This window comes from Moraxella sp. FZLJ2109 (assembly GCF_024296965.1).
Taxonomy (GTDB): Bacteria; Pseudomonadota; Gammaproteobacteria; order Pseudomonadales; family Moraxellaceae; genus Moraxella.
Map to the genome: position 1 here is coordinate 570,010 of NZ_CP101112.1, position 23,905 is coordinate 593,914.

The 23,905-nt window shown below is 46.3% G+C and carries 25 protein-coding genes, 2 tRNA genes and 1 pseudogene; 17 read left to right on the plus strand and 11 right to left on the minus strand.

The window, feature by feature from the left end; all coding sequences use genetic code 11:
* Positions 1-68 precede the first annotated feature (68 nt).
* From glmU to NKU06_RS02715, 5 genes are all read left to right on the plus strand, one after another.
* Positions 69-1,424: a bifunctional UDP-N-acetylglucosamine diphosphorylase/glucosamine-1-phosphate N-acetyltransferase GlmU gene (gene glmU, locus NKU06_RS02695; RefSeq protein ID WP_254728579.1), complete on the plus strand. Its 1,356-nt coding sequence runs from the start codon at positions 69-71 to the stop codon at positions 1,422-1,424.
* A gap of 295 nt (positions 1,425-1,719) precedes the next feature.
* Positions 1,720-2,745, plus strand: coding sequence for a PTS transporter subunit IIC (locus NKU06_RS02700; RefSeq protein ID WP_254728581.1), 1,026 nt, complete (start codon positions 1,720-1,722; stop codon positions 2,743-2,745).
* Between the two features lie 117 nt (positions 2,746-2,862).
* Positions 2,863-2,938, plus strand: a tRNA-Gln gene (locus tag NKU06_RS02705).
* Between the two features lie 74 nt (positions 2,939-3,012).
* A tRNA-Gln gene (locus NKU06_RS02710) sits at positions 3,013-3,088 on the plus strand.
* 198 nt (positions 3,089-3,286) lie between these two features.
* A complete protein-coding gene (locus tag NKU06_RS02715; protein ID WP_254728583.1) occupies positions 3,287-4,240 on the plus strand; it encodes a ribose-phosphate pyrophosphokinase in 954 nt (317 codons plus the stop codon).
* Between the two features lie 479 nt (positions 4,241-4,719).
* On the opposite strand, the gene putP is transcribed toward NKU06_RS02715, so the two are convergent.
* Positions 4,720-6,219 carry a sodium/proline symporter PutP gene (gene putP / locus NKU06_RS02720; protein WP_254728586.1) on the minus strand — a complete coding sequence of 500 codons (1,500 nt, stop codon included), beginning with the start codon at positions 6,217-6,219 and terminating at the stop codon, positions 4,720-4,722.
* A 470-nt stretch (positions 6,220-6,689) separates the two neighbouring features.
* On the opposite strand from putP, the pseudogene rplY reads away from it, so the two are divergent.
* From rplY to NKU06_RS02735, 3 genes and pseudogenes are all read left to right on the plus strand, one after another.
* Positions 6,690-6,980, plus strand: a pseudogene (gene rplY, locus NKU06_RS02725) (50S ribosomal protein L25); the annotation flags it as partial.
* 83 nt (positions 6,981-7,063) lie between these two features.
* A complete protein-coding gene (gene pth, locus NKU06_RS02730) occupies positions 7,064-7,645 on the plus strand; it encodes an aminoacyl-tRNA hydrolase (protein ID WP_254728588.1) in 582 nt (193 codons plus the stop codon).
* 19 nt (positions 7,646-7,664) lie between these two features.
* Positions 7,665-8,684, plus strand: coding sequence for a calcium/sodium antiporter (locus NKU06_RS02735; RefSeq protein ID WP_254728590.1), 1,020 nt, complete (start codon positions 7,665-7,667; stop codon positions 8,682-8,684).
* Positions 8,685-8,765: 81 nt separating this feature from the next.
* Here the strand turns inward: NKU06_RS02735 and NKU06_RS02740 are convergent, their stop codons facing one another.
* Both NKU06_RS02740 and rpsU read right to left on the minus strand, forming a co-directional pair.
* Positions 8,766-9,290 carry a cytochrome c5 family protein gene (locus NKU06_RS02740; RefSeq protein ID WP_254728592.1) on the minus strand — a complete coding sequence of 175 codons (525 nt, stop codon included), beginning with the start codon at positions 9,288-9,290 and terminating at the stop codon, positions 8,766-8,768.
* Positions 9,291-9,501: 211 nt separating this feature from the next.
* Complete coding sequence (rpsU, locus tag NKU06_RS02745) at positions 9,502-9,717, minus strand: 30S ribosomal protein S21 (protein ID WP_078254635.1); 216 nt, start codon at positions 9,715-9,717, stop codon at positions 9,502-9,504.
* A 347-nt stretch (positions 9,718-10,064) separates the two neighbouring features.
* Here rpsU and NKU06_RS02750 point away from each other — a divergent pair, with 347 nt between their 5' ends.
* Complete coding sequence (locus NKU06_RS02750) at positions 10,065-10,409, plus strand: hypothetical protein (protein WP_253224266.1); 345 nt, start codon at positions 10,065-10,067, stop codon at positions 10,407-10,409.
* A gap of 119 nt (positions 10,410-10,528) precedes the next feature.
* Here the strand turns inward: NKU06_RS02750 and NKU06_RS02755 are convergent, their stop codons facing one another.
* Positions 10,529-10,759, minus strand: a complete 231-nt coding sequence (locus NKU06_RS02755) for a DUF2788 domain-containing protein (protein ID WP_371923537.1) — start codon at positions 10,757-10,759, stop codon at positions 10,529-10,531.
* 230 nt (positions 10,760-10,989) lie between these two features.
* On the opposite strand from NKU06_RS02755, the gene NKU06_RS02760 reads away from it, so the two are divergent.
* Positions 10,990-11,703 (plus strand): SPOR domain-containing protein, encoded by a 714-nt coding sequence (locus tag NKU06_RS02760; RefSeq protein WP_254728594.1) that lies wholly within the window; start codon positions 10,990-10,992, stop codon positions 11,701-11,703.
* A gap of 27 nt (positions 11,704-11,730) precedes the next feature.
* Positions 11,731-11,901 (plus strand): hypothetical protein, encoded by a 171-nt coding sequence (locus NKU06_RS02765; protein WP_254728596.1) that lies wholly within the window; start codon positions 11,731-11,733, stop codon positions 11,899-11,901.
* Between the two features lie 78 nt (positions 11,902-11,979).
* On the opposite strand, the gene NKU06_RS02770 is transcribed toward NKU06_RS02765, so the two are convergent.
* Positions 11,980-13,359: a lytic murein transglycosylase gene (locus tag NKU06_RS02770; protein WP_254728597.1), complete on the minus strand. Its 1,380-nt coding sequence runs from the start codon at positions 13,357-13,359 to the stop codon at positions 11,980-11,982.
* A gap of 264 nt (positions 13,360-13,623) precedes the next feature.
* On the opposite strand from NKU06_RS02770, the gene NKU06_RS02775 reads away from it, so the two are divergent.
* Complete coding sequence (locus NKU06_RS02775; RefSeq protein ID WP_254728599.1) at positions 13,624-14,331, plus strand: nitroreductase; 708 nt, start codon at positions 13,624-13,626, stop codon at positions 14,329-14,331.
* Positions 14,332-14,354: 23 nt separating this feature from the next.
* Entirely contained in the window at positions 14,355-14,750 is a 396-nt protein-coding gene (locus NKU06_RS02780; protein WP_254728601.1) for a hypothetical protein, read from the plus strand.
* A gap of 73 nt (positions 14,751-14,823) precedes the next feature.
* Here the strand turns inward: NKU06_RS02780 and msrA are convergent, their stop codons facing one another.
* Positions 14,824-15,342 carry a peptide-methionine (S)-S-oxide reductase MsrA gene (gene msrA / locus NKU06_RS02785; protein ID WP_254732114.1) on the minus strand — a complete coding sequence of 173 codons (519 nt, stop codon included), beginning with the start codon at positions 15,340-15,342 and terminating at the stop codon, positions 14,824-14,826.
* 75 nt (positions 15,343-15,417) lie between these two features.
* On the opposite strand from msrA, the gene cmoA reads away from it, so the two are divergent.
* The 3 genes from cmoA (at position 15,418) to NKU06_RS02800 (ending at position 18,330) form a co-directional block, all read left to right on the plus strand.
* On the plus strand, positions 15,418-16,179 hold the full coding sequence (gene cmoA, locus NKU06_RS02790) for a carboxy-S-adenosyl-L-methionine synthase CmoA (protein ID WP_254728603.1): 762 nt from the start codon (positions 15,418-15,420) through the stop codon (positions 16,177-16,179).
* Positions 16,180-16,193: 14 nt separating this feature from the next.
* Complete coding sequence (cmoB, locus tag NKU06_RS02795; protein ID WP_254732116.1) at positions 16,194-17,219, plus strand: tRNA 5-methoxyuridine(34)/uridine 5-oxyacetic acid(34) synthase CmoB; 1,026 nt, start codon at positions 16,194-16,196, stop codon at positions 17,217-17,219.
* 187 nt (positions 17,220-17,406) lie between these two features.
* The gene (locus NKU06_RS02800) at positions 17,407-18,330 is read left to right on the plus strand and encodes a DUF808 domain-containing protein (RefSeq protein ID WP_254728605.1); all 924 of its coding nucleotides are present in this window, start codon (positions 17,407-17,409) and stop codon (positions 18,328-18,330) included.
* Between the two features lie 47 nt (positions 18,331-18,377).
* On the opposite strand, the gene NKU06_RS02805 is transcribed toward NKU06_RS02800, so the two are convergent.
* The 3 genes from NKU06_RS02805 to NKU06_RS02815 all read right to left on the minus strand — a co-directional run bounded on the left by NKU06_RS02805 (position 18,378) and on the right by NKU06_RS02815 (position 20,917).
* Complete coding sequence (locus tag NKU06_RS02805; RefSeq protein WP_371928031.1) at positions 18,378-19,880, minus strand: anthranilate synthase component I family protein; 1,503 nt, start codon at positions 19,878-19,880, stop codon at positions 18,378-18,380.
* Positions 19,881-20,003: 123 nt separating this feature from the next.
* Positions 20,004-20,135 carry a DUF3298 domain-containing protein gene (locus NKU06_RS02810; RefSeq protein ID WP_254728609.1) on the minus strand — a complete coding sequence of 44 codons (132 nt, stop codon included), beginning with the start codon at positions 20,133-20,135 and terminating at the stop codon, positions 20,004-20,006.
* Positions 20,136-20,152: 17 nt separating this feature from the next.
* Positions 20,153-20,917, minus strand: coding sequence for a hypothetical protein (locus NKU06_RS02815; protein WP_254728611.1), 765 nt, complete (start codon positions 20,915-20,917; stop codon positions 20,153-20,155).
* Between the two features lie 335 nt (positions 20,918-21,252).
* Between NKU06_RS02815 and NKU06_RS02820 the strand changes: the two genes are divergently transcribed.
* Entirely contained in the window at positions 21,253-22,293 is a 1,041-nt protein-coding gene (locus tag NKU06_RS02820; protein ID WP_304442091.1) for a 2,3-butanediol dehydrogenase, read from the plus strand.
* Between the two features lie 67 nt (positions 22,294-22,360).
* On the opposite strand, the gene NKU06_RS02825 is transcribed toward NKU06_RS02820, so the two are convergent.
* Together NKU06_RS02825 and NKU06_RS02830 are read right to left on the minus strand one after the other, a co-directional pair.
* Positions 22,361-23,032, minus strand: coding sequence for a hypothetical protein (locus tag NKU06_RS02825; RefSeq protein WP_254728612.1), 672 nt, complete (start codon positions 23,030-23,032; stop codon positions 22,361-22,363).
* The gene (locus NKU06_RS02830) at positions 23,032-23,844 is read right to left on the minus strand and encodes a putative RNA methyltransferase (RefSeq protein WP_254732118.1); all 813 of its coding nucleotides are present in this window, start codon (positions 23,842-23,844) and stop codon (positions 23,032-23,034) included. Before NKU06_RS02830 ends, NKU06_RS02825 begins: the two co-directional genes overlap by 1 nt.
* Positions 23,845-23,905 lie beyond the last annotated feature (61 nt).

A 23,905-nucleotide genomic window follows, 5' to 3' on the forward strand; every position in this document is an offset into this window, starting at 1 on the left:
AAAATTTTGCCAAAATCTCATGAATTTTTGCTAAAATTGATGGATTAACAATTTTTAAGGAAAATCCCATGACGCTACACACCATCATCTTAGCCGCTGGCAAAGGCACTCGCATGAAATCAACTCGCCCAAAGGTGCTACAGACCTTGGCGGGTAAAGCTTTGGTCAAGCATGTCTTGGATACTTGCCAAGCGGTCGAATCAGACGGCACGGTGCTGATTTATGGCTTTGGTGGTGAGATGGTCAAGGCGGATTTGGTGGATTATCCAGTGACTTTCGCTGAGCAAGCCGAGCAGCTTGGCACGGGTCACGCGGTAAAAATGGCACTGCCACACTTACCGACCGATGGCAAAAGCTTGATTCTATACGGTGATGTGCCACTAACCCAAGCCGATACCTTGGCAAAGCTTGTCGCCGCCAATACTGACGGCATCTCTATGCTAACCCTAGATGTCGCCAACCCATTTGGCTTAGGTCGCATCGTGCGTGATAATGGTAAAGTCGTCGCCATCGTCGAACAAAAAGACGCCACCGAAGCACAAAAGCAAATCACTGAGATCAACAGCGGCATCTACTGTGTGGACAATGCCCTACTACACAAATACTTGCCAGCACTGAGCAATGACAACGCCCAAGGCGAGTATTACCTGACCGACATCGTCAAAATGGCGGTCGCTGACGGCATCGCCATCGCCACCATTGCGCCTGAATACGAATTTGAGATCGAAGGTGTGAACGATCGCATTCAGCTTGCCAATCTTGAGCGCACTTATCAAGCCCACCAAATTCACGCCCTACAGCTTGCAGGGGTGCAGTTCGCCGACCCAAACCGCGTGGACATTCGCGGCAGCTTAACCTGCGGACAAGATGTCTTTATCGACATCAACACTGTCTTTATCGGCGATGTCACGCTTGGCAATGGCGTACAAATCGATGCCGGCACCGTCATCAGCAATACCACTATCGGCGATAACACCCACATCAAGCCAAACTGCGTGATCGATGACAGCACCATCGGCGCAGGCGTCACCATCGGCCCATTCGCACATCTGCGTCCAAAGACCGTACTTGCTGACAAGGTAAAAATCGGCAACTTCGTCGAAACCAAAAAAACCACTGTCGGTCTTGGCAGTAAAATCAACCACCTAAGCTATGTCGGCGATGCCACACTTGGCGCAGATGTCAATATCGGCGCAGGCGTCATCACCTGCAACTACGACGGCGTGAATAAATTCAATACCATCATCGGTGATAATGCCTTCGTCGGCAGTAACTCAAGCCTAGTCGCCCCTGTTAAAGTCGGCGCAGGCGCAACCATCGGTGCTGGCTCAGTCATCACCAAAGACAGCCCTGATGGCAAGCTAACCCTAGCACGCAGCAAGCAAATCACCATCGATGCTTGGACGCGCCCTGTGAAGAAATAATTCATGGAAAATAATTAAGCATAAAAGTACAAATCGTTGGTGGTTTGTGCTTTTTTATGGTTGTTTTAAATGTGAATAAAAAGCTGAAAATACTGACAATCTGATGATTTTAAAAGATAATTTTGCTTTGATCTACCAATAAATTCCATCAGCCAAAATCATCAGTAAATTAAAACAAATACACCCAATTCACCCACTTTATTACCACAAATTTGTATAATCAAAATTTAAATTTGCTAATTATTTGGAAAACTCTTATAATTGCTCGAATTTTGTACACTTCCAAGGATGAGCCATGTCCAACTTCTCGCTAAAAGCCCACCTACAACGCCAAAATATCGTCATCTCATGGCAACGATACGGCATCGATGCGCTCAATTTCATGGCATTGGGGCTGTTTTCATCACTAATCTTGGGTTTAATCATCAAAAATATCGGCACATGGACAGATTTGCCTTGGCTGATCGACATCGGCACACAAGCCCAAAGTATGATGGGCGCAGCGATCGGTGCAGGGGTCGCATACGCGCTCAAATCACCGCCATTGATACTATTTACCAGTATTATCACAGGCTTTGCAGGGGCGGCGTTGGGTGGGCCAGTGGGTGCGTTCATCGCGGCATTGATCGGTGCTGAATGCGGCAAATTCGTCCATCGCACCACGCCGCTTGACATCATCATCACGCCGATGACTACGCTGGTGGTCGGCATGGCGGTGGCAGGCTTTATCAGCCCTGCGATCGCGCAGATGATGACAACCTTGGGCGAGATCATCATGTGGGCAGTGGAGCTATCACCGATCGTCATGAGCATCGTCGTCGCGGTGGCGATGGGGGTGATTTTAACCCTACCCATCTCAAGTGCGGCAATTGCCATTAGTTTAGGCTTGGGCGGACTTGCGGCAGGGGCAGCGACAGTCGGCTGTGCTGCACAGATGATCGGCTTTGCGGTGATGAGCTATCGCGATAACGGCACGGGCGGCGCGCTTGCTTGCGGACTTGGCACCAGTATGATTCAGATGCCCAACATCCTAAAAAATCCCAAACTTTGGCTGCCGCCGACGCTGACAGGTGCGATTCTTGCGCCATTTGCCACCGCCATATTTGGCATGACCAATATCCCATCAGGCGCGGGCATGGGGACAAGCGGTCTGGTCGGACAAATAGGCACGCTGGATGCGATGGGGACAAGCTTATCAGTATGGGGCTTGATTGTCGCGTTTCACCTTGTTCTGCCTGCGATTTTGACTTGGATTTTTACAAGATTTATGCGTGTTAAGGGCTGGATTAAAGATGGTGATCTTGCCTTGGATAAAGGCTGATTCATAGGGAAAATGACAAAATATTTTTATAAATCAATATCTTATAAAAATTTGCAGAATTTTCTTAGAAAAATGCTTGCAATCTAAAAATTTTACTGTATAATTTGTCGCCTATACAGGGGTATCGCCAAGTTGGTAAGGCATCAGGTTTTGATCCTGACATTCGTTGGTTCGAGTCCAGCTACCTCTGCCAATTTCTTCAAAGTAAATTTCCTCCTTTGTTTACTTTGAAACAAAGTTTGCAAATCTTTTAAAAAATTTGCATCTAGGGGTATCGCCAAGTTGGTAAGGCATCAGGTTTTGATCCTGACATTCGTTGGTTCGAGTCCAGCTACCTCTGCCAAATCCAATCAAGCCGATCAGTAATGGTCGGCTTGATTTTTTATTGCCAAATTTTCCCCACGCAAGCCAAGCCAATCAAGGTTTACAAAAAACTTGCCGCCCCCCCTGCAAATCTGCCCCCAAAAGTGCTAAAATATGCCCTTAAATGGCTTTATACGCCCAACGCCCTTTTTTGATTTGCTTTTATAGGATTTTTACCATGTCATATATGGCTGTCTTCTCTGGTAGTGCCAACCCAGAACTTGCCCAAACCGTCGCTGACAATCTGCACATTCCTTTGGGTCGTGCGGACATCACTCGCTTTTCTGATGGTGAAATCGCTGTCGAAATCAAAGAAAATGTGCGCGGTAAAGATGTTTTCATCCTACAGCCAACCTGTGCACCTACCAATGACAACCTGATGGAAGTCATCTTGCTTGCAGATGCACTACGCCGCTCAAGCGCAGGCCGTATCACTGCAGTAATTCCTTATTTTGGCTATGCACGCCAAGACCGTCGTCCGCGTTCGGCGCGTGTGCCAATCTCAGCAAAAGTCGTCGCGGATATGCTATCGATCGCAGGTATCGACCGCGTAATGATGGTGGATCTGCACTCTGACCAAATCCAAGGCTTCTTTGATGTGCCTGTGGACAACCTATACGGTACGCCAGTGCTATTAAAAGACCTAAAGCAACAAAACTACGATAACCTAATGGTTGTCTCGCCTGATGTCGGCGGTGTGGTACGCGCTCGCGCTATGGCAAAACTACTGGGCGATGCCGACCTAGCAATCATTGACAAACGCCGTGCTCGTGCCAACGAATCACAAGTCATGCACATCATCGGTGATGTCTCTGGTCGTGACTGTGTGATCGTCGATGACATCGTCGATACCGCAGGTACACTGTGCAAAGCTGCGCAAGCTCTAAAAGACAATGGCGCACGCCGTGTGGTAGGCTACATCACCCACCCTGTACTGTCAGGCAAGGCAATTGAAACTATCAAAAACTCTGCCCTAGATGAGCTGGTTGTCACCGACACCATCCCACTATCAGAAGCTGCCAAAGCCTGTGGCAACATCCGCCAAGTCAGCATCGCATCGATGATCGCTGAAGCACTTCGCCGTATCAACAACGAAGAATCGATCAGCGCTATGTTTGAATACGATGTATAAACATTGATCAAAATAAAACCCATCAGCTGCGTGCTTGATGGGTTTTTTATCATCATCTATTTATACACCAAACAAACTTATGAAATAATACAAAAACCGTTCGTCCTGAGCCCGTCGAAGGATGAATGATTTTTCCGCTGTGGTTCGACAAGCTCACTACGAATGGAAAATGTAGCAATTTTTCATTCCACTTGGTGTAATCACAAAAAAACAACGGACAATGCCATCACTGACATTGTCCGTTGTTTTTCCATGATTTTACCAACCGTAAAATCCGTATCCTTACCAACCTTCCTTGAATAGCACTTCATCCTTGCCCTGCTCCATCAGGGTTCTCCTTTGCTATGTGTGTATTATGCGATAATTTTGGTATAAAGAAAATACGCAAAATGCGTCAATGGTTGTAGGAAATTTCGTACAAAAAAAAGCACCGCCAAATGACTCACTTGGCGGTGCTTTTATGATTTGACAGAAACTTATCAGCCTTTTAGACCTTTTTCCATTTCTTCAAATTGTGCGACGATTTTCGCTTCTGGTGCAGCAGTTGCTAGGCTTACCACGATGGTGGTGATGAAGCTTAGCGCAAAGCCTGGTAGGATTGAGTAAATCGCATCATTGGCTGGCTGACCGCCAATCTCAAAGCCGCCATACACCCACACAATCACCGTCAAAGCACCGACAATCATACCTGCCAATGCACCATTGCGGTTCATGCGTTTCCACATTAGGCTTAGGATAACCAGCGGACCAAATGCCGCGCCAAAGCCTGCCCAAGCGTGCGATACCAGTTTTAGTACCGAGCTGTTGCTGTCGCCTGCCAAGAAGATCGCCACCAGTGCAACCACCACAACAGAGATACGACCCACCAAAACTTGGCGCGCTTCTGATGCTTCTTTATCAAGGAATAGCTTGTACACATCGCGTGTCAATGAGCTTGATACCACCAGTAGCTGTGATGAGATGGTACTCATGATCGCTGCCAAAATCGCTGCCAATAGGAAACCTGAAATCAGCGGATGGAATAGAACCTGCGAGAATACTAGGAAGATGGTCTCAGGGTCATCCAGTTTTTGACCAGTCTTAGCAATATAAGCGATACCGGCTAGACCAACCATCAATGCACCGATTAGGCTTAGAATCATCCAGCCCATACCGATGGCAGTTGCCACTGGCACATCTTTGACCGAACGAATCGCCATAAAGCGCACAATGATGTGCGGCTGACCGAAATAACCAAAGCCCCACGCCATGAGTGAGATCACACCCATCGCGGTGACGCCGTTCATCCAGTTAAACACTTCAGCATTAGCCTGCTGGGCAATAGCCAAACCTTCTGAGACGCTGCCGATTTCGGTAAACGCCACAATCGGCACCAGTAGCATGGCGATCAACATGATGACACCTTGGACAAAGTCGGTCAATGACACCGCCAAGAAACCACCAAACAGCGTATAAGCCACAACCACACCAGCTGTCACCCATAGACCTAGGCTATATGATAGACCCAGCGAGCTTTCGAACAGCTTACCGCCTGCCACAAGACTTGCTGCAGTATAGACAGTGAAGAACACGATGACAACCACCGCCGAGACGATGCGCAATAGATGCGATTTGTCTTGGAAACGGTTAGCAAAATAGTCGGGCAAAGTGATGGCATTATCCGCCACTTCCGTATAGACACGCAGACGCGGCGCGACCAATAGATAGTTGGCAAATGCACCAATGGTCAAGCCTAGCGCAATCCAAATACTCACCACGCCTGATGCATACATATAACCCGGCAGACCAAGCAGTAGCCAGCCTGACATATCCGATGCACCCGCTGACAATGCCGCCACTGCAGGGCCAAGATCACGACCGCCCAGCATATAGCCTTCGACATCGTTTTTTTGTTTAAAATACGCATAAACACCGATGGCAAGCATCGCAATAAAATAAATAGCGAGCGAAATCCAAACGCCCGTAGCCACAGTTTGCATATGGCACACTCCTTATCACCTGTGGTTTTCACCACAACAATAACATAATTTTATACAAAAGTGGTCATGATGAATTTTTTACTCATCAACAAATTCACACATAAGCAACAGTATTATATCATAAAACCAATTTTTATTATTTTTGTGCAAGATAACTGTAGCAAACTTATATATATATTATTGATTTTGATCAAATTTTTATTTGTAACCAATCTCAATTCATGCGAAAATTAGCAACAATTCTGCAACTTTTTCGCCATTTTCGCTGTTAAATTCGCTTTTTGGATGGAAATTTGGCACAATTTTTCATCAAGATGAACAATTTTATTTTGAGATTTTACCAAAGATTGTGTATAATAGTTGGCTAATTTGTCACATGACAAATGCCGATGGATGAATTTTTCATCGCGGCGAATGTGGACGGACTGGTCGCAAGTTCGTCAAAAGTTATTTAAAATTAAGGATCTATCATGAGCCAATTTACTCTAAACGGTGTTGCGCGTGCAGCAGACCAGCAGGGCAAAGGTGCGAGCCGCCGCCTGCGTAAAGAAAACCTAATCCCAGCCATCATCTACGGCGGTGACGCTGAGCCTGTGGCAATCTGCGTAAAAAATAACGAATTGGTAAAAGCGCTAGAAAGCGAAGCGTTTTTCTCAAGCGTAACTACCATCACTGTTGATGGTGCTGCACACAATGTTGTCATCAAAGCCCTACAACGCCATCCAGCGAAAGGCTTCCCACTACATGTGGACTTCCAACGCGCTTAATTCGTGCGACGGATGACAAAACCAGTAGGCGTGCTTACTGGTTTTTTGTTTGTTGATCATTTCAAGACTATATTATTATGACGATTAAGTTAATTGTAGGTCTGGGCAATCCAGGTGCGCAATATGCCGACACGCGCCACAATGCTGGCTTTTGGTTCGTTGAGACCCTTGCCCAAAAATTTGGCATTAGCCTGAACTTTGATAAAAAATTTCACGGTCAAGTCGGTCGCGGTACGATCTATGGGCAAGATGTGCGACTGCTCTTGCCTGAGACTTTTATGAATCGCTCAGGACAAGCAGTCGCGCCATTGGCAAAGTTTTATAATGTCAATGCCGATGAGCTGCTTGTTGCACATGATGAGCTGGACATCGCCGCTGGACAAATCCGCTTAAAAACAGGCGGCGGTCATGGCGGACACAATGGTCTAAAAGACATTGTGCCGCATCTGGGGCAGGATTTTCACCGTTTGCGTATCGGTATCGGACGCCCTGCACATTCATCACAGGTGAGTAATTTTGTACTTGGCAAACCATCGCCTGATGACCGCATCGGCATTGACCGTGCCATTGAATGCGCGGTAAGTGCGCTACAAGACATCATCAAAGGCGATCTGGAGCGCGCGCGTAATCAGATCAATGGATTTAAGTTGCCTGCCTAAAGCAAGCTTGGGATCATTTATGCTACTATCTTTATTGGCAATCGCAGCAGGTTTGGTCATCTTGATCTACAGCGCCGATGTGTTCATCGATGGTGCGGTGGCACTGGCGACCAAATATCATATGCCAAAAATGCTCATCGGCGCACTGATCATCGGTGTCGGCACATCCGCGCCAGAGCTTGTCGTCTCAGCCCTATCGGCGATTGCAGGCAGTCCAGGGCTTGCACTGGGTAACGCCTACGGCTCAAACATCGTCAATATCATGCTGGTACTTGGCATCACCGCCTTGATCGCACCGATCATCATCCAAAAACAAGTGCTGAAAACCGACTTCGTATGGCTGATCAGCTCAACTGTCATCTCGGTGATTCTACTGATGGATGGGCACATCGATCGACTCGATGGCGCAATCTTAATCGCGGTCTTAGCGGCCAATATCATCGTGCAGATTCTCTATGCCAAACGCCATGCCAAAGCTGCCAGCGAAAGCGCGATCCTTGCCAGTGATGAGCACGCGTATGAGCTTGAACTGGACGCACAAGAGCTGCCCGATTCTACCCAAGTCAGCACCGCCAAGTCTTTATTTAAGCTGATCGCAGGACTTATCGTCTTGGTGCTCAGCTCACGCCTGATCGTCTGGGGTGCGGTAGAACTTGCCAAGCTGTGGGGCTTATCCGATTTGATCATCGGTCTGACCATCGTCGCCGTCGGCACAAGTCTGCCTGAGCTTGTCTCATCGATCATCGCAGCGCGCCGCGGTGAATATGAATTGGCACTCGGTAATGTACTGGGCTCAAACCTATTTAACACCACAGGCGTCGTTGGTCTGGCGGCACTCATCGCACCGATGACAGTCAATCCTGAAGTGCTAAGCCGTGACACGGTGGTGATGTGTATCATCACGCTAGTGCTGTTTGTGATGTGTGCTTTTGCCTTACGAAAAGATGGACAAATCGGTCGCATCTCAGGGGCATTTTTACTGCTGTGCTTTGTGGCTTATAGCGGCTGGCTTGCAGTATCAGCACTGGGTTTGGCGTAAATCTAGCCAAACTTCTTATTTTACAAAACCCCTTGCGCCAATCTAGCACAAGGGGTTTTATATTTATCTTACAAGTTTTGATTATTTAGCCTGTGATAGCATATAATCTACCGCAGCATAGACTTCCGCTTCGGTCACATCACCGATGACTTGCGCAGGCATTTTGTTATAGCCTTGGGCAGAATGCTTGTACAAAGTCTCAACGCCTTGCTCGGCACGCTTCGCCCAGCCTGCTTTATCGCTCAGCTTCGGTGCGTCTAACAGACCTGCGTCGTGGCACATCTTACAAGTTGTTTCATAGCGTTTTTGCCCCACAGCAAGTGATGCCGGCTTAACCATTTCAGTCTTAGCAGCGGCATCAGTGGCGTCGGTAGTTTTTTGTTCTGTGGTATTGGCAGTTTGCTCAGCTGCTTGCTCTGGCTTTGCTGCGTCGGCTTGGACATCTGTTTGGGTCTCAGCCTTGACAGGTTCGGCTTGTGCAGGCTCGGCAGGTGCAGTTTTTGCAGGTTCTGCCTTGGCAGGTTCGGCTTTTTTCTCTTCACCGCAGGCGGTTAGGCTTAAGCCTGCAGCGATCATAGCGATAAGTGCGGCGTGTACAGTTTTCATGATAAATCCTTAAAATTTATGCGGATATAATTAGCCATTATACGCCCTTTTTAGCAACAATCAAGCAATATTAAGCCAACTTTAAGATAAATCCCTGCTGCTTTAGGATGATTTCTCAGCCAATTTATCCACCCGTTTATCTGCCCATACCAAAATCCGCACAATAAAAAAGACCCCAAACGGAGTCTTTTTTTGGTAGCCAAGCTACAAATTAGTACTTGCGAGTAGTGCGAACTTGCTCACGATATACTTTTTTCTTGTAACGCTTAACCGCAGCAGCTTTTTTACGCTTACGCTCTTGGGTTGGCTTTTCGAAAAATTCTTTTTTACGAACATCAGCTAGGACGCCTGCTTTTTCGCAAGCACGCTTAAAGCGACGGATCGCGATATCTACTGGTTCGTTCTCTTTTACCTTAACTGAAGGCATGATACTCTCCTACTTTCAAGACGGTGGCATCAGCTTGGCTGTATTTGTATTATATAGCCCATCGGTCTTGGACGATGGACATCAGCTCAAACTGGAATGCATCATCAGCAACCACTGCTTATGATGTGTGCGATTGCACAAAATTAGTCGCAGATTATAGCAAAATCCCACCCATCGTTCAACAATTTTATTAAATTTGGCGAAAAAATCCGCCATCGCCGTGATTTTTCAAGAAAATTTAACACAAATAATCCATCAAGCATTTATTTATGGCAAAAATATGGCATAATAGTCACAGAAGTTTTACTGCTTGTCTGCAGGATTTTGTACAAACATTTGGAGAGACTATGAAAGCCCAAGTTCTGGTTGTAACCCTAGCTGCCGCTGCTGTGTTGAGCGCCTGTGGCAAAAAAGAAGAACACACTTATGCGGTGGATAAAGTCGAAGAAGCGCAAGCTGCAGCTTTAGAAAAAGCACCAAAAGCTGAGCCGATGAAATTTGACGATGAAGGTCAGCCAAAATTCGGCTTCCCTGCTGATGGCTCAGCGCCTGCACCTGCTGCCGACGCTGCCGCAACTGATACCGCCGCTGCACCAGCTGCCGACGCTCAAGCGACCGACGCTGCTGCCGCACCTGCTACGGATGCAGCTGCAGCCCCAGCTGATGCTGCGGCAACTGAAGAGAAAAAATAATTTTTCTTAAAGTTATATAGCATAAAACCGCTCACTTATTTAAAAGTTGAGCGGTTTTATGGTTTATTAATCAGCAAATAATTGTAGCGCGCAAGATTTTGCACTGACTGCACCAAATATCACAGCACCCAATGCTCAAGCACAAATTCGATCACCAATTTGGCAAGAAAGCCAAAAAAGCCCATCCCTAACGCCACAAAAATCCAAAATGTGCCTTGCTTGCCTGCATTTGACTTCTTAGAAATATCCCACATGATAAAAAATAAAAAGCCAATAAAAATAGGCAATAGGATATACAACCCCAAATCGGTAATCGTCTCAGCCGAGACCATCAATACAGTGGCTAACATGGCAATCATCCCCAATCTTTAAAGCGCTTTATTATAGCACAAATTGTGTCGGTTGCGGCGGTGTGTTGGCAGCTTCATTAAAATTTCTAACACAAAATGCAACATAAGATTTAAAAGCAAGCAATACATTTATGCTAATAATTTGTTATAATAGTTATAGGTAGTTGAATTTCAACCAATTTAATTTTTCACTTTTTTCACTCACTAAATTCACTCATTAAGGAGTTGTGATGGCGAGTCGCCCTGTCAAACCTTCAGCCGTCTATAAAGATGACAAAAGCGGCTGCGGACTGCTGAGTCTGACCATGACAGTGGTTTGTCTTGCCATCGTGATTGCGCTTGGCGTGTTTGCTTATTTTTCGCCGCTGTTTGACAGCTTCCGCGCGCAGCAAGCACCGCAAGCCGAAGAGCAAGTTGAGCCGATCCAAGATCCAACCGCGCCGATTGAGTATGAGTTTTATGAAGTCTTGCCCGAGCAGGATTTTCGCAGCATTCCACAAGGTGTCAGTACCCAAGACACGCCAACTGCCCCAACCGACACCCTAAGCCCTGATGCCGTCGTCGCGGCTAAGCCTGTCGCCAAATCCGCACAAGCTGCCAGCGATGATGCATCAAGTGATGACACCATTGCCGTCACCGAAGAAGATAGCACTTATGACAGTGATGACACGACCGATACCAAAGGCGATGAAGCCGTCAGTGGCACGACCTACATCCTACAAATCCGCAGCTACACTACCGCTGATGAAGCCGATGTCAAGCGCGCGGAAGTCTTGATGGCGGGCGTCGATGCGGTGGTGGTCAAGCGCACAGACAGCAGCAATGGCACGCATTTTTATCAAGTGGTCTCAACTCCAATGAAAAGCCGCGAAGAAGCTAGCCAAGCCAGTATACGCCTAAGCAACAATGGCATTGACTCGCTGATCGTCGAACAAAAACGCTAATTTTTACAACAACATCAAGGAGATACCATGACAGACACCATCAAAACCCAAATCGACAAGCTAGATGACCTAAGCGACACCATGCACCAAGCCGAAAAGAAACGCACGCTTGAAGAGCAAGTCGCCTACCTAAAAAGCCAAGGCATCGACCCATCCAAGACCTACGCCAAGTGGGATGATGATAAAGAAGAAGAGTAATTATCAAGCCTTTATTTATCATCATCCAAACAAAAAAGCTCAAAGTGCGATACTTTGAGCTTTTTGTATGGATGATGATTATTTAACCGGTACAAGCGATGTTGAGCCATCGGCATTGACTACTCGGCGATAGACAGTGCCTGTGCTAGATACCGCTTGGCGTGGCTGAACCACTGGTGCAGCTTGGATGCTACTGGGTGCTTGCGGTGCTACTTGTGGTGCTGACACAGGCTGTACCGCACCGCTTTGTGTTGTAATCAAACGATGGAACTTCTGACCCGCTCGGCCATCTGGTGTCACGCCAACTTTACGCTGATAATCCATGATCGCACGGCGGGTATTATCCCCGATGATGCCATCGACCGCACCGATGTCGTAGCCGGCATCAAGTAGCGCTTGCTGAATCTCTTTGGACTCACGGCGACCGATACCCGGATCATCTGTTGGCCAAGGTGTAGCAAAATTGGTATTGGTGTTTTCGCTCGTGACCAGATCTGACAGGTGCGCGATGGCAAGTGCGTAGCTCTCTGACGCATTATAGGCATAAAACGCATCAAAGTTCTTACCCACCAAGAACGCAGGGCCGTTTTTGCCTGCTGGTAGTAGCAAGCCTGCCGATGCCATAGTATTTGGCAATGGGCGACCATCAGGCAGGGTTAGACCCATATTTTGCCAATGGCTGATGGATTTTTTGTCACGGCGACCACTTGAGCCATCATAGCCATTCAGCTTCACTTCATAACCCCAAGGCTCGCCACTGCGATAACCACGCTTGGCTAGGAAATTGGCGGTACTCGCTAGCGCATCGGCTTTTGAATTAACCAAATCTTTGCGGCCATCGCCATCAAAATCCACCGCCAACTCTAAGAAAGTGCTCGGCATGAACTGCGTCTGACCGAACGCACCTGCCCATGAGCCTGTCATGTCTTGTGGGCGGATGTCGCCATTTTGGACGATTTTTAGGGCATTGGCAAATTCACCACGAAAATAGCTCTGACGACGGTCAAAGCAAGACAAAGTCGCAAGGCTGTCGAACAGATTTTTCTTGCCCAAAGTCTGACCAAAATTACTCTCCACACCCCATACGCCAAGCACGTGCTCTGCCTTGACACCATAACGGCTCTCAATGCGGCGCAGGACTTCCGCCTGCTCATGCTTGGCACGGATACCATCTTCGACACGCTCACTGTCCACGAGCGATGCCAGATAATCCCAAACATCTTTTTTAAATTCAGGTTGATAATTGAGCGAGCGAATTACCGTCGGGTCAGGCTGACTTGGGCGATAGGTTTCAAAGGTTTGGCTTGAGACACCACGAAACGCACTGCTGTTTTTTAGGCCATCAAGGCATTGTTGAAATTCGCTGTTACTTAGGTTTGGCAAATCATTTGCCATCGCCGCTTGGCTCAGTGCCAAACCGCTCACTGCCAATGATAGGACTGAAAGTGTTTTTTTCATAAAAAAATCCTTAGAACCATAATGAAAATTGCAAATAGCCTAAGCTTACCCAATTTTGCCCATGATTTCAAAATAAACTTGCTAAAATCCGACAATATCAACCATCATGCAACAAATGCGTAACTTAAGCCGAGCAAACGCCAAACAAGATACACCGCTGTGCCAATGCTAGAATTACGACAGTTTGACAAGGTAACAGTGCTTTGGCATAATCTTAAAAAACCTTAGCAAAAAAACCACCACACAACAAACAAGGACTTGCCCATGACTACCCAAGACCAAACTGCTATCGTAGATAGCGTGATCACCGCTCGCCACTCAGTACGGGCATTTTTGGATACGCCTGTCGATACACAGACCATCAAAGATATTCTCACCGTGGCAAGCCGCGCACCATCAGGCACGAATACACAGCCGTGGAAAGTCTATGTGGTGACAGGCGACAAGCGAGCCCAGCTGATTGACAATATCTTTGCTGCCAAACAAGCCATCGCCACCGATCCAAGTCTTGCGGACAAATTCCAAGAAACTTTCCCCTACTATCCGACCGAATGGATCTCGCCATTCATCGATCGTCGCCGTGAAAATGGTTGGGGACTGTACGGACTTTTGGGCATCCAAAAAGGCGATAAAGAAAAAATGGCAGCACAGCACGATCGCAACTTCAAGCTATTTGATGCGCCTGTTGGTCTGTTTTTCACCGTCAATAAAGTGATGGGCATCGGCTCAAAAATGGACATCGCCATGATGATCCAAAATGTGATGATCGCCGCCAAGGCTCGTGGGCTTGACACTTGCCCGCAAGCTGCATTCAACCACTTCCACCCTGTGGTGCTTGAGACGATCGGTGCAGGCGATGATGAAGAGCTGGTTTGTACCGTCGCACTTGGCTATGCTGATGAATCAGACATCGTCAATACCTTTATCACGCCACGAGTGCCTGTCGATGAATTTGCGGTGTTTTTGGATTAATAGGAGCAAAGGTACCAATTAATATGAAACATACATTATTCAAAATTTCTGCCCTCGCCATGATGATGACTGCGATAATCAGCTGTAGCGATGCCAACATTGCTAGTTACAATACACGAAAATCAGCGGATAATTTTGAAGTTAATCGCCGTATTGTGTTTTATAATGGCATCACGGATAACTACATCCTTGAGATTGAAGGCAGATGCTCATTTGATTTGAATGATAGCAAAACTGCTTTTAATGTCATTTGCAAGACAGGTGAAAAAGCATTTAAAAGACATACATTAGTGCTATCTGACAATGTGACAGCATTTGTCGAACAAATTGAGCCCAATCAGGCTGATAGTTATTTTTACCGAGTTATATTCAAGCCGTCCGCTATCGTACCTGATATGGAAGTTAAACTGCCAGAGTAAACTGGCAAAGCAAACATACTGGATTGATTATCGCACAATCCAGTATGTTTTGTTAGTATTTATAAACGGAATATCACTTTAATAAATCGGTGAATTTTTCACGCAGTTTTGCCAATTTTGGTGGAATGGCAAAGTTACAATACGGCTGAGTAGGGTTATTGGCAAAATAATTTTGGTGATAGCTTTCTGCTGGATAAAACTGCGGTGCCATCTCAAGGCGAGTCACGACCGGAATACCGTCTTTGATAAGTTCATTTATGAGTTGCTCAGCGATAACTTGATCAGCTTGGTTATCATAAAATATCACCGATGCATATTGTGTGCCGATGTCATTACCTTGGCGGTTCGGCGTTGTCGGGTCATGGGTGGCAAAAAACACTGCCAAAATCTGCGATAAATCAATCACTTGATCATCATACACCACCTGCACGACTTCAACATGACCTGTCGTACCTGTACAGACCGCTTGATAATTGGCGGTATCGGCACTGCCACCTGCATAGCCACTGACGACACCTTGCACGCCTTTTAGTGCACCAAACACCGACTCAGTACACCAAAAACAGCCACCGCCCAACAAGATTGATCGAATCATCACCACATCCTTAATTTCAAATTGATAAATCAATGCTATAATAAGTCATTTTTACCAGTCTATCATAAGCCTATGCCAAATACCAAGCACGACACCTTATTTACCACGCCACTGGACAAATCAGCCCGCTTTAGCTTCGATGAAGAAGTGGTGGCGTGTTTTCCTGATATGATTCGCCGCAGCGTCCCAGGCTATGGGCAGATGCTTGCCATGCTGCCGATTTTGGCTCGCCGTCATTGCCTATTTCGCCAAAATACGCATGATGGCAAAAAAGTCAGTCGTGTCTATGATCTTGGTACATCGCTTGGGGCGGTGAGTTTTGCTTTGGCGGATAAATTTCGCCCTGATGAGCTTGAAATCCACGCCATCGACATCTCAAAGCCGATGATTGATCGTGCCAAAAGCGTCGTCGGTGAGCATTATCCTGATCATGACATTCGCTTTGAGCTTGCCGACATCACGCAGATGGACTTTGAGCCGTGCGATTTGATTGTTATCAATCTGACCTTGCAATTTCTCAATCCTGATGCCCGCCTAGCCCTACTACAAAAATGCCACGATGCACTGGCTGATGGCGGTATTTTGATTCTCACCGAAAAAACACACCTAAGCGATGAACAAGATGATGCATGGCGAGTCGAACGCTATTATGATTTTAAGCGAGCCAATGGCTACAGCGAGATGGAAATCAGTGGCAAAAGAAATGCACTTGAGAATGTACTCATCACCGACACGCTTGAGCTGCATCATCATAGGCTGCAGCAAGCAGGATTTGAGCGTCGTTTGACTTGGTTTATGTTTTTGAATTTTGCGTCGATTGTGGCGTTTAAATAGCGATTTTTAGTATGATGAACACCATTGCCCGTACCGAAAAAGCCTTATTTGACACCTTGTTTGACCTAGCTCAGCATCATCCTGTGGCGTATGAATGGCTCAAACGCCTACCTGATTGGCTTGGCAGTATCAAAAATAAAGAGCGATATGCACACGTACCGTATTATGAATCAGTAATTAACAAACTGCCTGAAGTATCACCAACGCATATTGATCTTGATGCCAGCTGTGTCACTGCTCATGTCAGCCTGACTCACAGTGACTATCGCAAAGCCGAAGCACTGCTGAGAAACCTGATGCCATGGCGAAAAGGCGGCTTTATCATCGGTGATGGGACTCATCAAATCCATATCGATACCGAATGGCGTAGCGATCACAAATGGGATCGTGTCTTGCCACACATCAGCGATCTTAGTGGTAAACGCGTACTCGATGTCGGCGGCGGCTCGGGTTATCACGGCTTTCGTATGATTGGCGCGGGCGCCAGTAGCGTGGTGGTGATTGACCCATCTTGCTTGTTTTATCATCAGTTTATGGCGATACGGCATTTTTTGGGTGAGATGACGAACCGCTATAACCAATCACCGATTCACTTTATTCCTGTAGGTTTAGAAGAATTGCCAAATGGCGGATTGTTTCATACCGTCTTTTGTATGGGCGTGCTGTATCACCGTGCTTCGCCGTTTGATTGTTTATTACAATTAAAAAATCAACTGCTAAAAGGTGGTGAGCTGGTGCTTGAAACTCTGGTCGTAGAAGGTGATGAAAATACCGTACTCGTACCAAAAGATCGCTATGCAATGATGAATAATGTGTATTTTTTGCCATCGGTGGCGGCACTGACACTTTGGCTAGAAAAAGCAGGCTTTGTCGATGTCCACTGCGTCGATATCAGCACCACCACAAGCGATGAGCAGCGTGCGACTGACTGGATGACTTATCATTCACTATCAGACTTTTTAGATCCTGATGATGACAGCAAAACCATCGAAGGCTATCCACGCCCTGTACGTGCAGTGATGGTCGCCAAAAAGCCTTGACCTGCGATGATATAAACTGGTATTTGTGCCAATTTTATACAATTTACTACACATCATTTGCCAAAGCTTGATTATAATAAGCCAATCGTCATGCGCTTGGCTTATTTTGTATTTGCCATACCAAACAAATGTAAAAAACAACGCATGACAAACCAGTTAAAATAATACTCTAAATTAAGGTGAAAATATGGCAGGTGGTAGCCTACTGATGCTACTCGATGACATCGCAACGATTCTTGATGATGTCTCAGTAATGACAAAAATGGCAGCAAAAAAGACTGCAGGCGTACTGGGTGATGATTTGGCACTGAACGCTCAGCAGGTGACTGGCGTGCGTGCCGATCGTGAGCTGTCGGTAGTGTGGGCAGTTGCCAAAGGCTCGTTCATTAATAAAGTCATCCTAGTACCAGCTGCCCTACTCATCAGTGCAGTGGCAGCTTGGCTGATTACACCCCTATTGATGCTCGGCGGTGCGTTCTTGTGCTATGAAGGTGCCGAAAAAGTCGTGCATAAATTTGCCCCAAACCTGTTGCCGCATGAGCTTGACGATGATGCCGCACATCATGACCGCCTAGTCGCCAATGCTGATGAGCAGGTGGATTTGGTCGCTCTAGAAAAAGACAAAATCCGTGGTGCGATTCGTACGGACTTTATCTTATCTGCTGAGATCGTGGTCATCTCACTGGGCGTGATGACCGCAGCGACACTAGCAACCAAAGCGGCAGCACTGACAGCGATTGCTATCTTGATGACTGTTGGTGTGTATGGCTTGGTGGGTCTGATTGTCAAACTTGATGATATGGGTGTGCACCTACTGAACAAGCCTAGCTCATCATCACAGGCGATGGGTCGTGCACTGCTTGCTTTTGCACCGAAGCTGATGAAGTTTTTATCATTTGCCGGTACGCTTGCGATGTTCTTGGTCGGTGGTGGTATCTTGGTGCATGGCATCGATATGCTACATCATCAGGCACAGGATTTGGCTGCGTTATCAGGCATTGTCGGTGGACTGGCTGAGACTGCCTATAATGGCACTGTCGGCCTGATTGCAGGTCTGATTATCCTTGCTGTGGTGATTATGGCAAAGAAGCTATTTGGTAAGAAGCATTGATTTTATCAACAAAAAAATGGCTTATTACACAATAAGCCATTTTTTTGTTACCCAATCTCAAGCCCATCACACGCCATCTCGACCGCTTTGATGATGGCAAGGGCTTTTTTGTTGGTCTCATCCCATTCTGCCATCGGGTCAGAATCTGCTACCACGCCTGCCCCTGCTTGGACATGCACCTTGCCATCTTTCATCACTGCGGTGCGAATGGCAATCGCCGTATCCATATTGCCATGCCAGCCCAAATAGCCAATCGCCCCACCAAACACCGTACGGCGGACAGGCTCAACTTCATCAATGATCTGCATGGCTCGGATTTTGGGCGCACCCGACAGTGTACCTGCCGGAAAAGTCGCACAAAACACATCGAGCGCATCGACATCGTCACGCACCCGCCCTTCAACATTGCTGGCGATATGCATCACCTGCGAGTAGCGTTCGATAAACATCTTATCCGTCACCTTGACCGAGCCGATTTCACATACTCGTCCGATGTCATTACGCCCAAGGTCAATCAGCATCAGATGCTCGGCGATTTCTTTTTGGTCGGACAGCAGTTCTGCCTCAAGTGCCAAATCCTCTGCCACATCACGCCCACGACGGCGAGTGCCTGCCAGTGGTCGCACCGTGACCGTACCATCTTCGATACGAGATAAAATCTCAGGCGATGCCCCAATGATATCAAATGGCGATTTGCCTACCCCAAAGGTTTCACCGTGCAGCATAAACAAATACGGCGATGGGTTCAGATAACGCAGCGCTCGATACACACTCAAGGCATCACCATCAAAATCCGCCGTCATACGCTGCGCAGGCACGACTTGCATGACATCACCTGCTAGGATGTAGTCTTTGATTTTATTGACATCCTTGCAGAACTTATCTTGACCTGTGACAGACACAAAGTTTGGCTTAGGCTGTGTGGTCGTGGTCAAATCAGGTCGCTGTCCCAGCGCTTGTTCGATCGCAGCTAGGCGCGCCAGTCCATCTTCATAGCCATTTTCAAGCTCGCTATTGGCATAGACGACGATAGATAAAGTATGCTCAAGATTATCAAACACCACCACTTCGGTCGATAACATCAGCCACAAGTCAGGCAGATTCAGCGGATTGGGCGCATCCGACTGCCCCACCGATGGCTCAATGGTGCGAATCAAATCATAACCAAAATACCCCACCAAACCACCGCTAAACACCGGCAAAGCAGGCACATCTTCCACCGTCGGCATGGTAAACTGCGCCATGAATTTGCGGATTTCATCAAATGGCTTGTCCGTCTGGGTGCTCGACACCACGCCAACCAGCTCACTGCCAACTTTCATCACGCCATCTTGGTATTCAAAATACACACCCTTGCCAAGCCCAATCATCGAATAACGAGCAAAACGCTCACCGCCGACCACCGACTCAAACAAATAAGCTTTTGGGTTTAGTTTGCGAATATTGGCAAATACCGATACTGGTGTCGCATCGTCCATCAGGCGTTTTTTGATGAGTGGTACATGGCTGTAGCCACGGTGTTTGAATTGTAAAAATTCGTCTTTGGTCATTGGATTTGACATTGTTATAATCCATGCAATTCATAAAAAATTGTCATTATCATAGCACAATTTTATCGAAATTTTTATAAAAAAACACACCAAGTCATTATGAACATGGTGTGCTGATTTTGATTATTTTAGGTATTGAGATTTTAGAATGTCTTTAAGTTCGGCATAGCTTAGGTGCAGTGACGGCATCCCAAAGACATAAGGTGTAATCTCATAGGGCTGATACAAAAATTCCACGCCTGTCTCATCTAACATAAAATTTTCCTGTAAAATTATGGTTTAAATGGATTTTCAAAACCATCCAAAGCCCAAATAAGGTTCACTGGCAAGAGTACAACATCTGCCGCTATTGCAAAAGGCAATAATGCAATTCTTTTCGCCATTAGACCTGTATGCACACTACTTTCTTCTTTGTAGGTTAGAATGGTGAAATTATATTTTTTACTCAATGGCTTAACTTGTTTGAGTAATTTTTGTGATGATTCATTATGTGCGTATAATGTACCATCCAAATTTAACTTATAACCACTTACATCTTGCAAATTTTTAAACTCATCATCGCTTAAACCATCTTCAAAGAAACGACCATAAGAACGCCCTGAATAAAAACCGAGTTTGTTTAATAATTCTGCTTCTTGTTTACTATGCAGTTTAAATTTAAATCTTGCATTTAAACTAAAACTATTATTAGTTGGATTATATTTCAGGCTATGAGCTGTACTATTTTGATAGATATCGTCATAAATAGACCAAGACATTTCTTTGAGTTTCAAAAATTCAGGAGTCTCTAAGATTTTCTTTAACTGTTGACTGTCTGTATTGTCATTAAAAACATACACATAATTTTCGCCCACCATCATTAGCTTTCCATCAGGTTGTATCACAAAACCTGCCACATTATCTTCTGCAAATTTTTCAGCTTTTTCAGTAGACCGTATAGCTCCATTTGTTTCTTGGAAGAGTATCGTTGTTGCACAGCCTGTAAGACCTAAACTCAATGCTGTCATTAAAACCATACTAGAAAGTAATTTTTTCACCATTATTTTCTCCAATAAAAATTTTGGGGCTGTACTAGATAAACCCCTAAAACAATCCTAAAAATTTATAATAGTATAGCAGATTTTAAGTTTATAAGTGTTTTTTTTATTTTATCAATCAATGATTGCGATGGATTTTTGGCTAAGCACCATCAGCCCACCCTTAAAAATCACAAATCAAAAAACCACAAATCATATTAAAAATTGAAAATTACCCTTGATAACGCAAAAATTGCCCCAAAGTCAATTGTGCCAATATTTTTTGGTGCCATTTTTGTCCACTTGTTTTATCCATATATTTTTGTCTACTTGTTTTTTTCCTAAGGAAACGAATTATGAGTATGAAAGTCGCTCGCTGGTACGGTCAGCGTGATATCCGTGTTGAAACCGCTCCTATCCCTAGCCCAAAAGCCCATCAAGTCAAAATCGCCGTCAAATACACAGGCATTTGTGGTTCTGATTTGCACGAATACCTAGGTGGTCCAATTTTTATCCCAACCAAAGACAACCACCCTTACTCAGGTCAAAAAGCCCCCATCACCATGGGTCACGAATTTGCTGGCGAAATCGTGGAAGTCGGTAGCGATGTGACGGGTGTACAAGTGGGCGACCGCGTCACCGTTGAGCCAATCCTTGCCAAAAACGGTCTAACAGGCAAATACAACCTAGACGAAAACCTAGGCTTTGTCGGTTTGATGGCTGATGGTGGCTTTGCTGAATTTTGTGTGGTGGATGCCGAGCTTGTGCACAAGCTACCTGACAGCATTGACTATGAACAAGGTGCCTTGACCGAGCCTGCGGCCGTCGCCCTATATGCGGTGCGTCAAAGTAAGCTAAAAGCTGGCGATACTGCTGCCGTGTTTGGCTGTGGCCCGATTGGTCTATTGGTCATTGAAGCCTTGCGTGCAGCGGGTGCAACCGACATTTATGCCGTAGAATTATCCACCGAACGCCAAGCCAAAGCCACTGAGCTTGGTGCCATCGTCATTGACCCTGCCAAAGTGGACGCTGTCGCCGAAATCAAACGCCTAACAGGTGGTGGTGCGGATGTGTCATTTGAAGTCACAGGCGTCGCCCCTGTGCTTAAGCAGTCTATTGAAGCCATCAAAAATGACGGCGAATGCGTGATTGTCAGTATCTGGGAAGGTGAAGCGTCTATCCACCCGAACGAAATCGTCATCAAAGAAAAAACCGTCAAAGGCATCATCGCCTATCGTGATGTCTTCCCTGCGGTGCTAAAACTGATGGAACAAGGCTACTTTAGCAAAGATAAGCTTGTAACCAAACGCATCAAGCTTGAAAATATCGTTGAAGAAGGCTTTGAGGCACTGGTCAAAGAAAAAAGCCAAGTTAAGATTTTGGTTGAGCCAAAATAAACCAACCAATCTTGCTTAAATTTACCAAAAAAATCCCAAAGTATCAACACTTTGGGATTTTTCTCACTCACCAAAACAGCCCAAAATTCACCCGCTTGCCATCAGCACGCAGTTTGGCAGCGATTATCATCGCCATCAAGGCATGATCATAGCGCGCGCCATCACGGATCAGCCAAGTGCTGTTGCTGTTTTGGCTAAGTTTACTGATCACGGGCGCATCCGTGCAGCGATCAGGTGCGGTGCAGCTTGTCATTGTTACTTGCTTATTGATAAATCCTTGAAAATCATCGATATAATACGGATTTTTATCTTTTTTCTGCGCAAGAAATTCATACGCGTGCAAGTCACCGCCTTGATGGTACGCCATATTCACCGCAAGATTCAGCCAGTATTTGTATTCATCCAAAAAACTGCCTGTACCATCTGCATTCAGCTGCAATCTTGCGCCATCATGTCCGACCAAGTGATGATGATTAACAAAGCGGATAAACTCATCGCGCAAGGCGACATCATACGCCTGTCCTGCTTGTGAGTATAGATATGCCTGCGCCATCGGTAATAAGATGGCAAAGTCATACTGCGCATAACTTTGGGCGGTTGTGGTTGTGGTTTGGGTTGTGACTGGTGCTTGGCTTGGTGTGGTGTTTGGCAGATTGGCACAGCCTGCACTTGCCAAAATCACTGCCATAGCACCTGCAACAATACTGATCTTGCCAAAAAATCGCGTCATCTGCCCCATCATCTCACCGCCTTTTTAAACACATACACACAAAATTCGCCACGCACATCAAGCGTATCAAAGCGTTCAAGCTCGGCTCGTTTGTCAGCTTTTGCCTTGTAGGCATAAGGTGTCATGGCAATCAGATGCTTAAGCATGGCATTATCTAAATTAAACTCACTCATCATCAGATGCTCATCCACAAGCTCAAATTCAGGCGCCAGACTTGCGATGAACTTCTCTGGCTCATGCGGTATCACTTGACCAAATAATGCTTCACGCATGGCATACAGATGGTTGGGTGCAGGGGTTGCTACGATCAGATGACCCGTTGGCTGCAGCACCCTTAGCATCTCATCTTTTGGTAGTGGGCTAAATAGACTCGTGCAGACATCGATACTGCCATCTGCCACAGGCAGTACCGCGCCTGTGCCGACCACCCAAGTGATGTTAGTGCTGCTTTTATGGGCTTTGGCGGCGGCTTGCACAGCAGATTTGGCGATATCCACGCCAATGACAGTTTGTGCTACTTGCCCAAGCGCTTCGGTATAATAGCCTTCACCGCAGCCGATATCAAGCACCGTGCGTGCCGATAAGCGACTGATGATATGCTGTACGCCCATCTTGAGCGGCTGATAATATCCTGCTGACAAAAACGCTCGCCGTGCTGCCACCGACTCGGGCGTATCACCAGGATTTTTGCTCTTTTTGTGCTGGACGACATGCAGATTGACATAGCCTTCTTTGGCGATATCAAAACTATGATTGGATGGGCAGCGGTAGCTTTTTTGGGTGAGTGTCAAAGACTGTTGGCAGATTGGGCAGGTGAGCATGATGTATTTTGAGTCATTGTCAATGGATTGGCTATTGTAGCATAGCTGACTGATTTTTTGG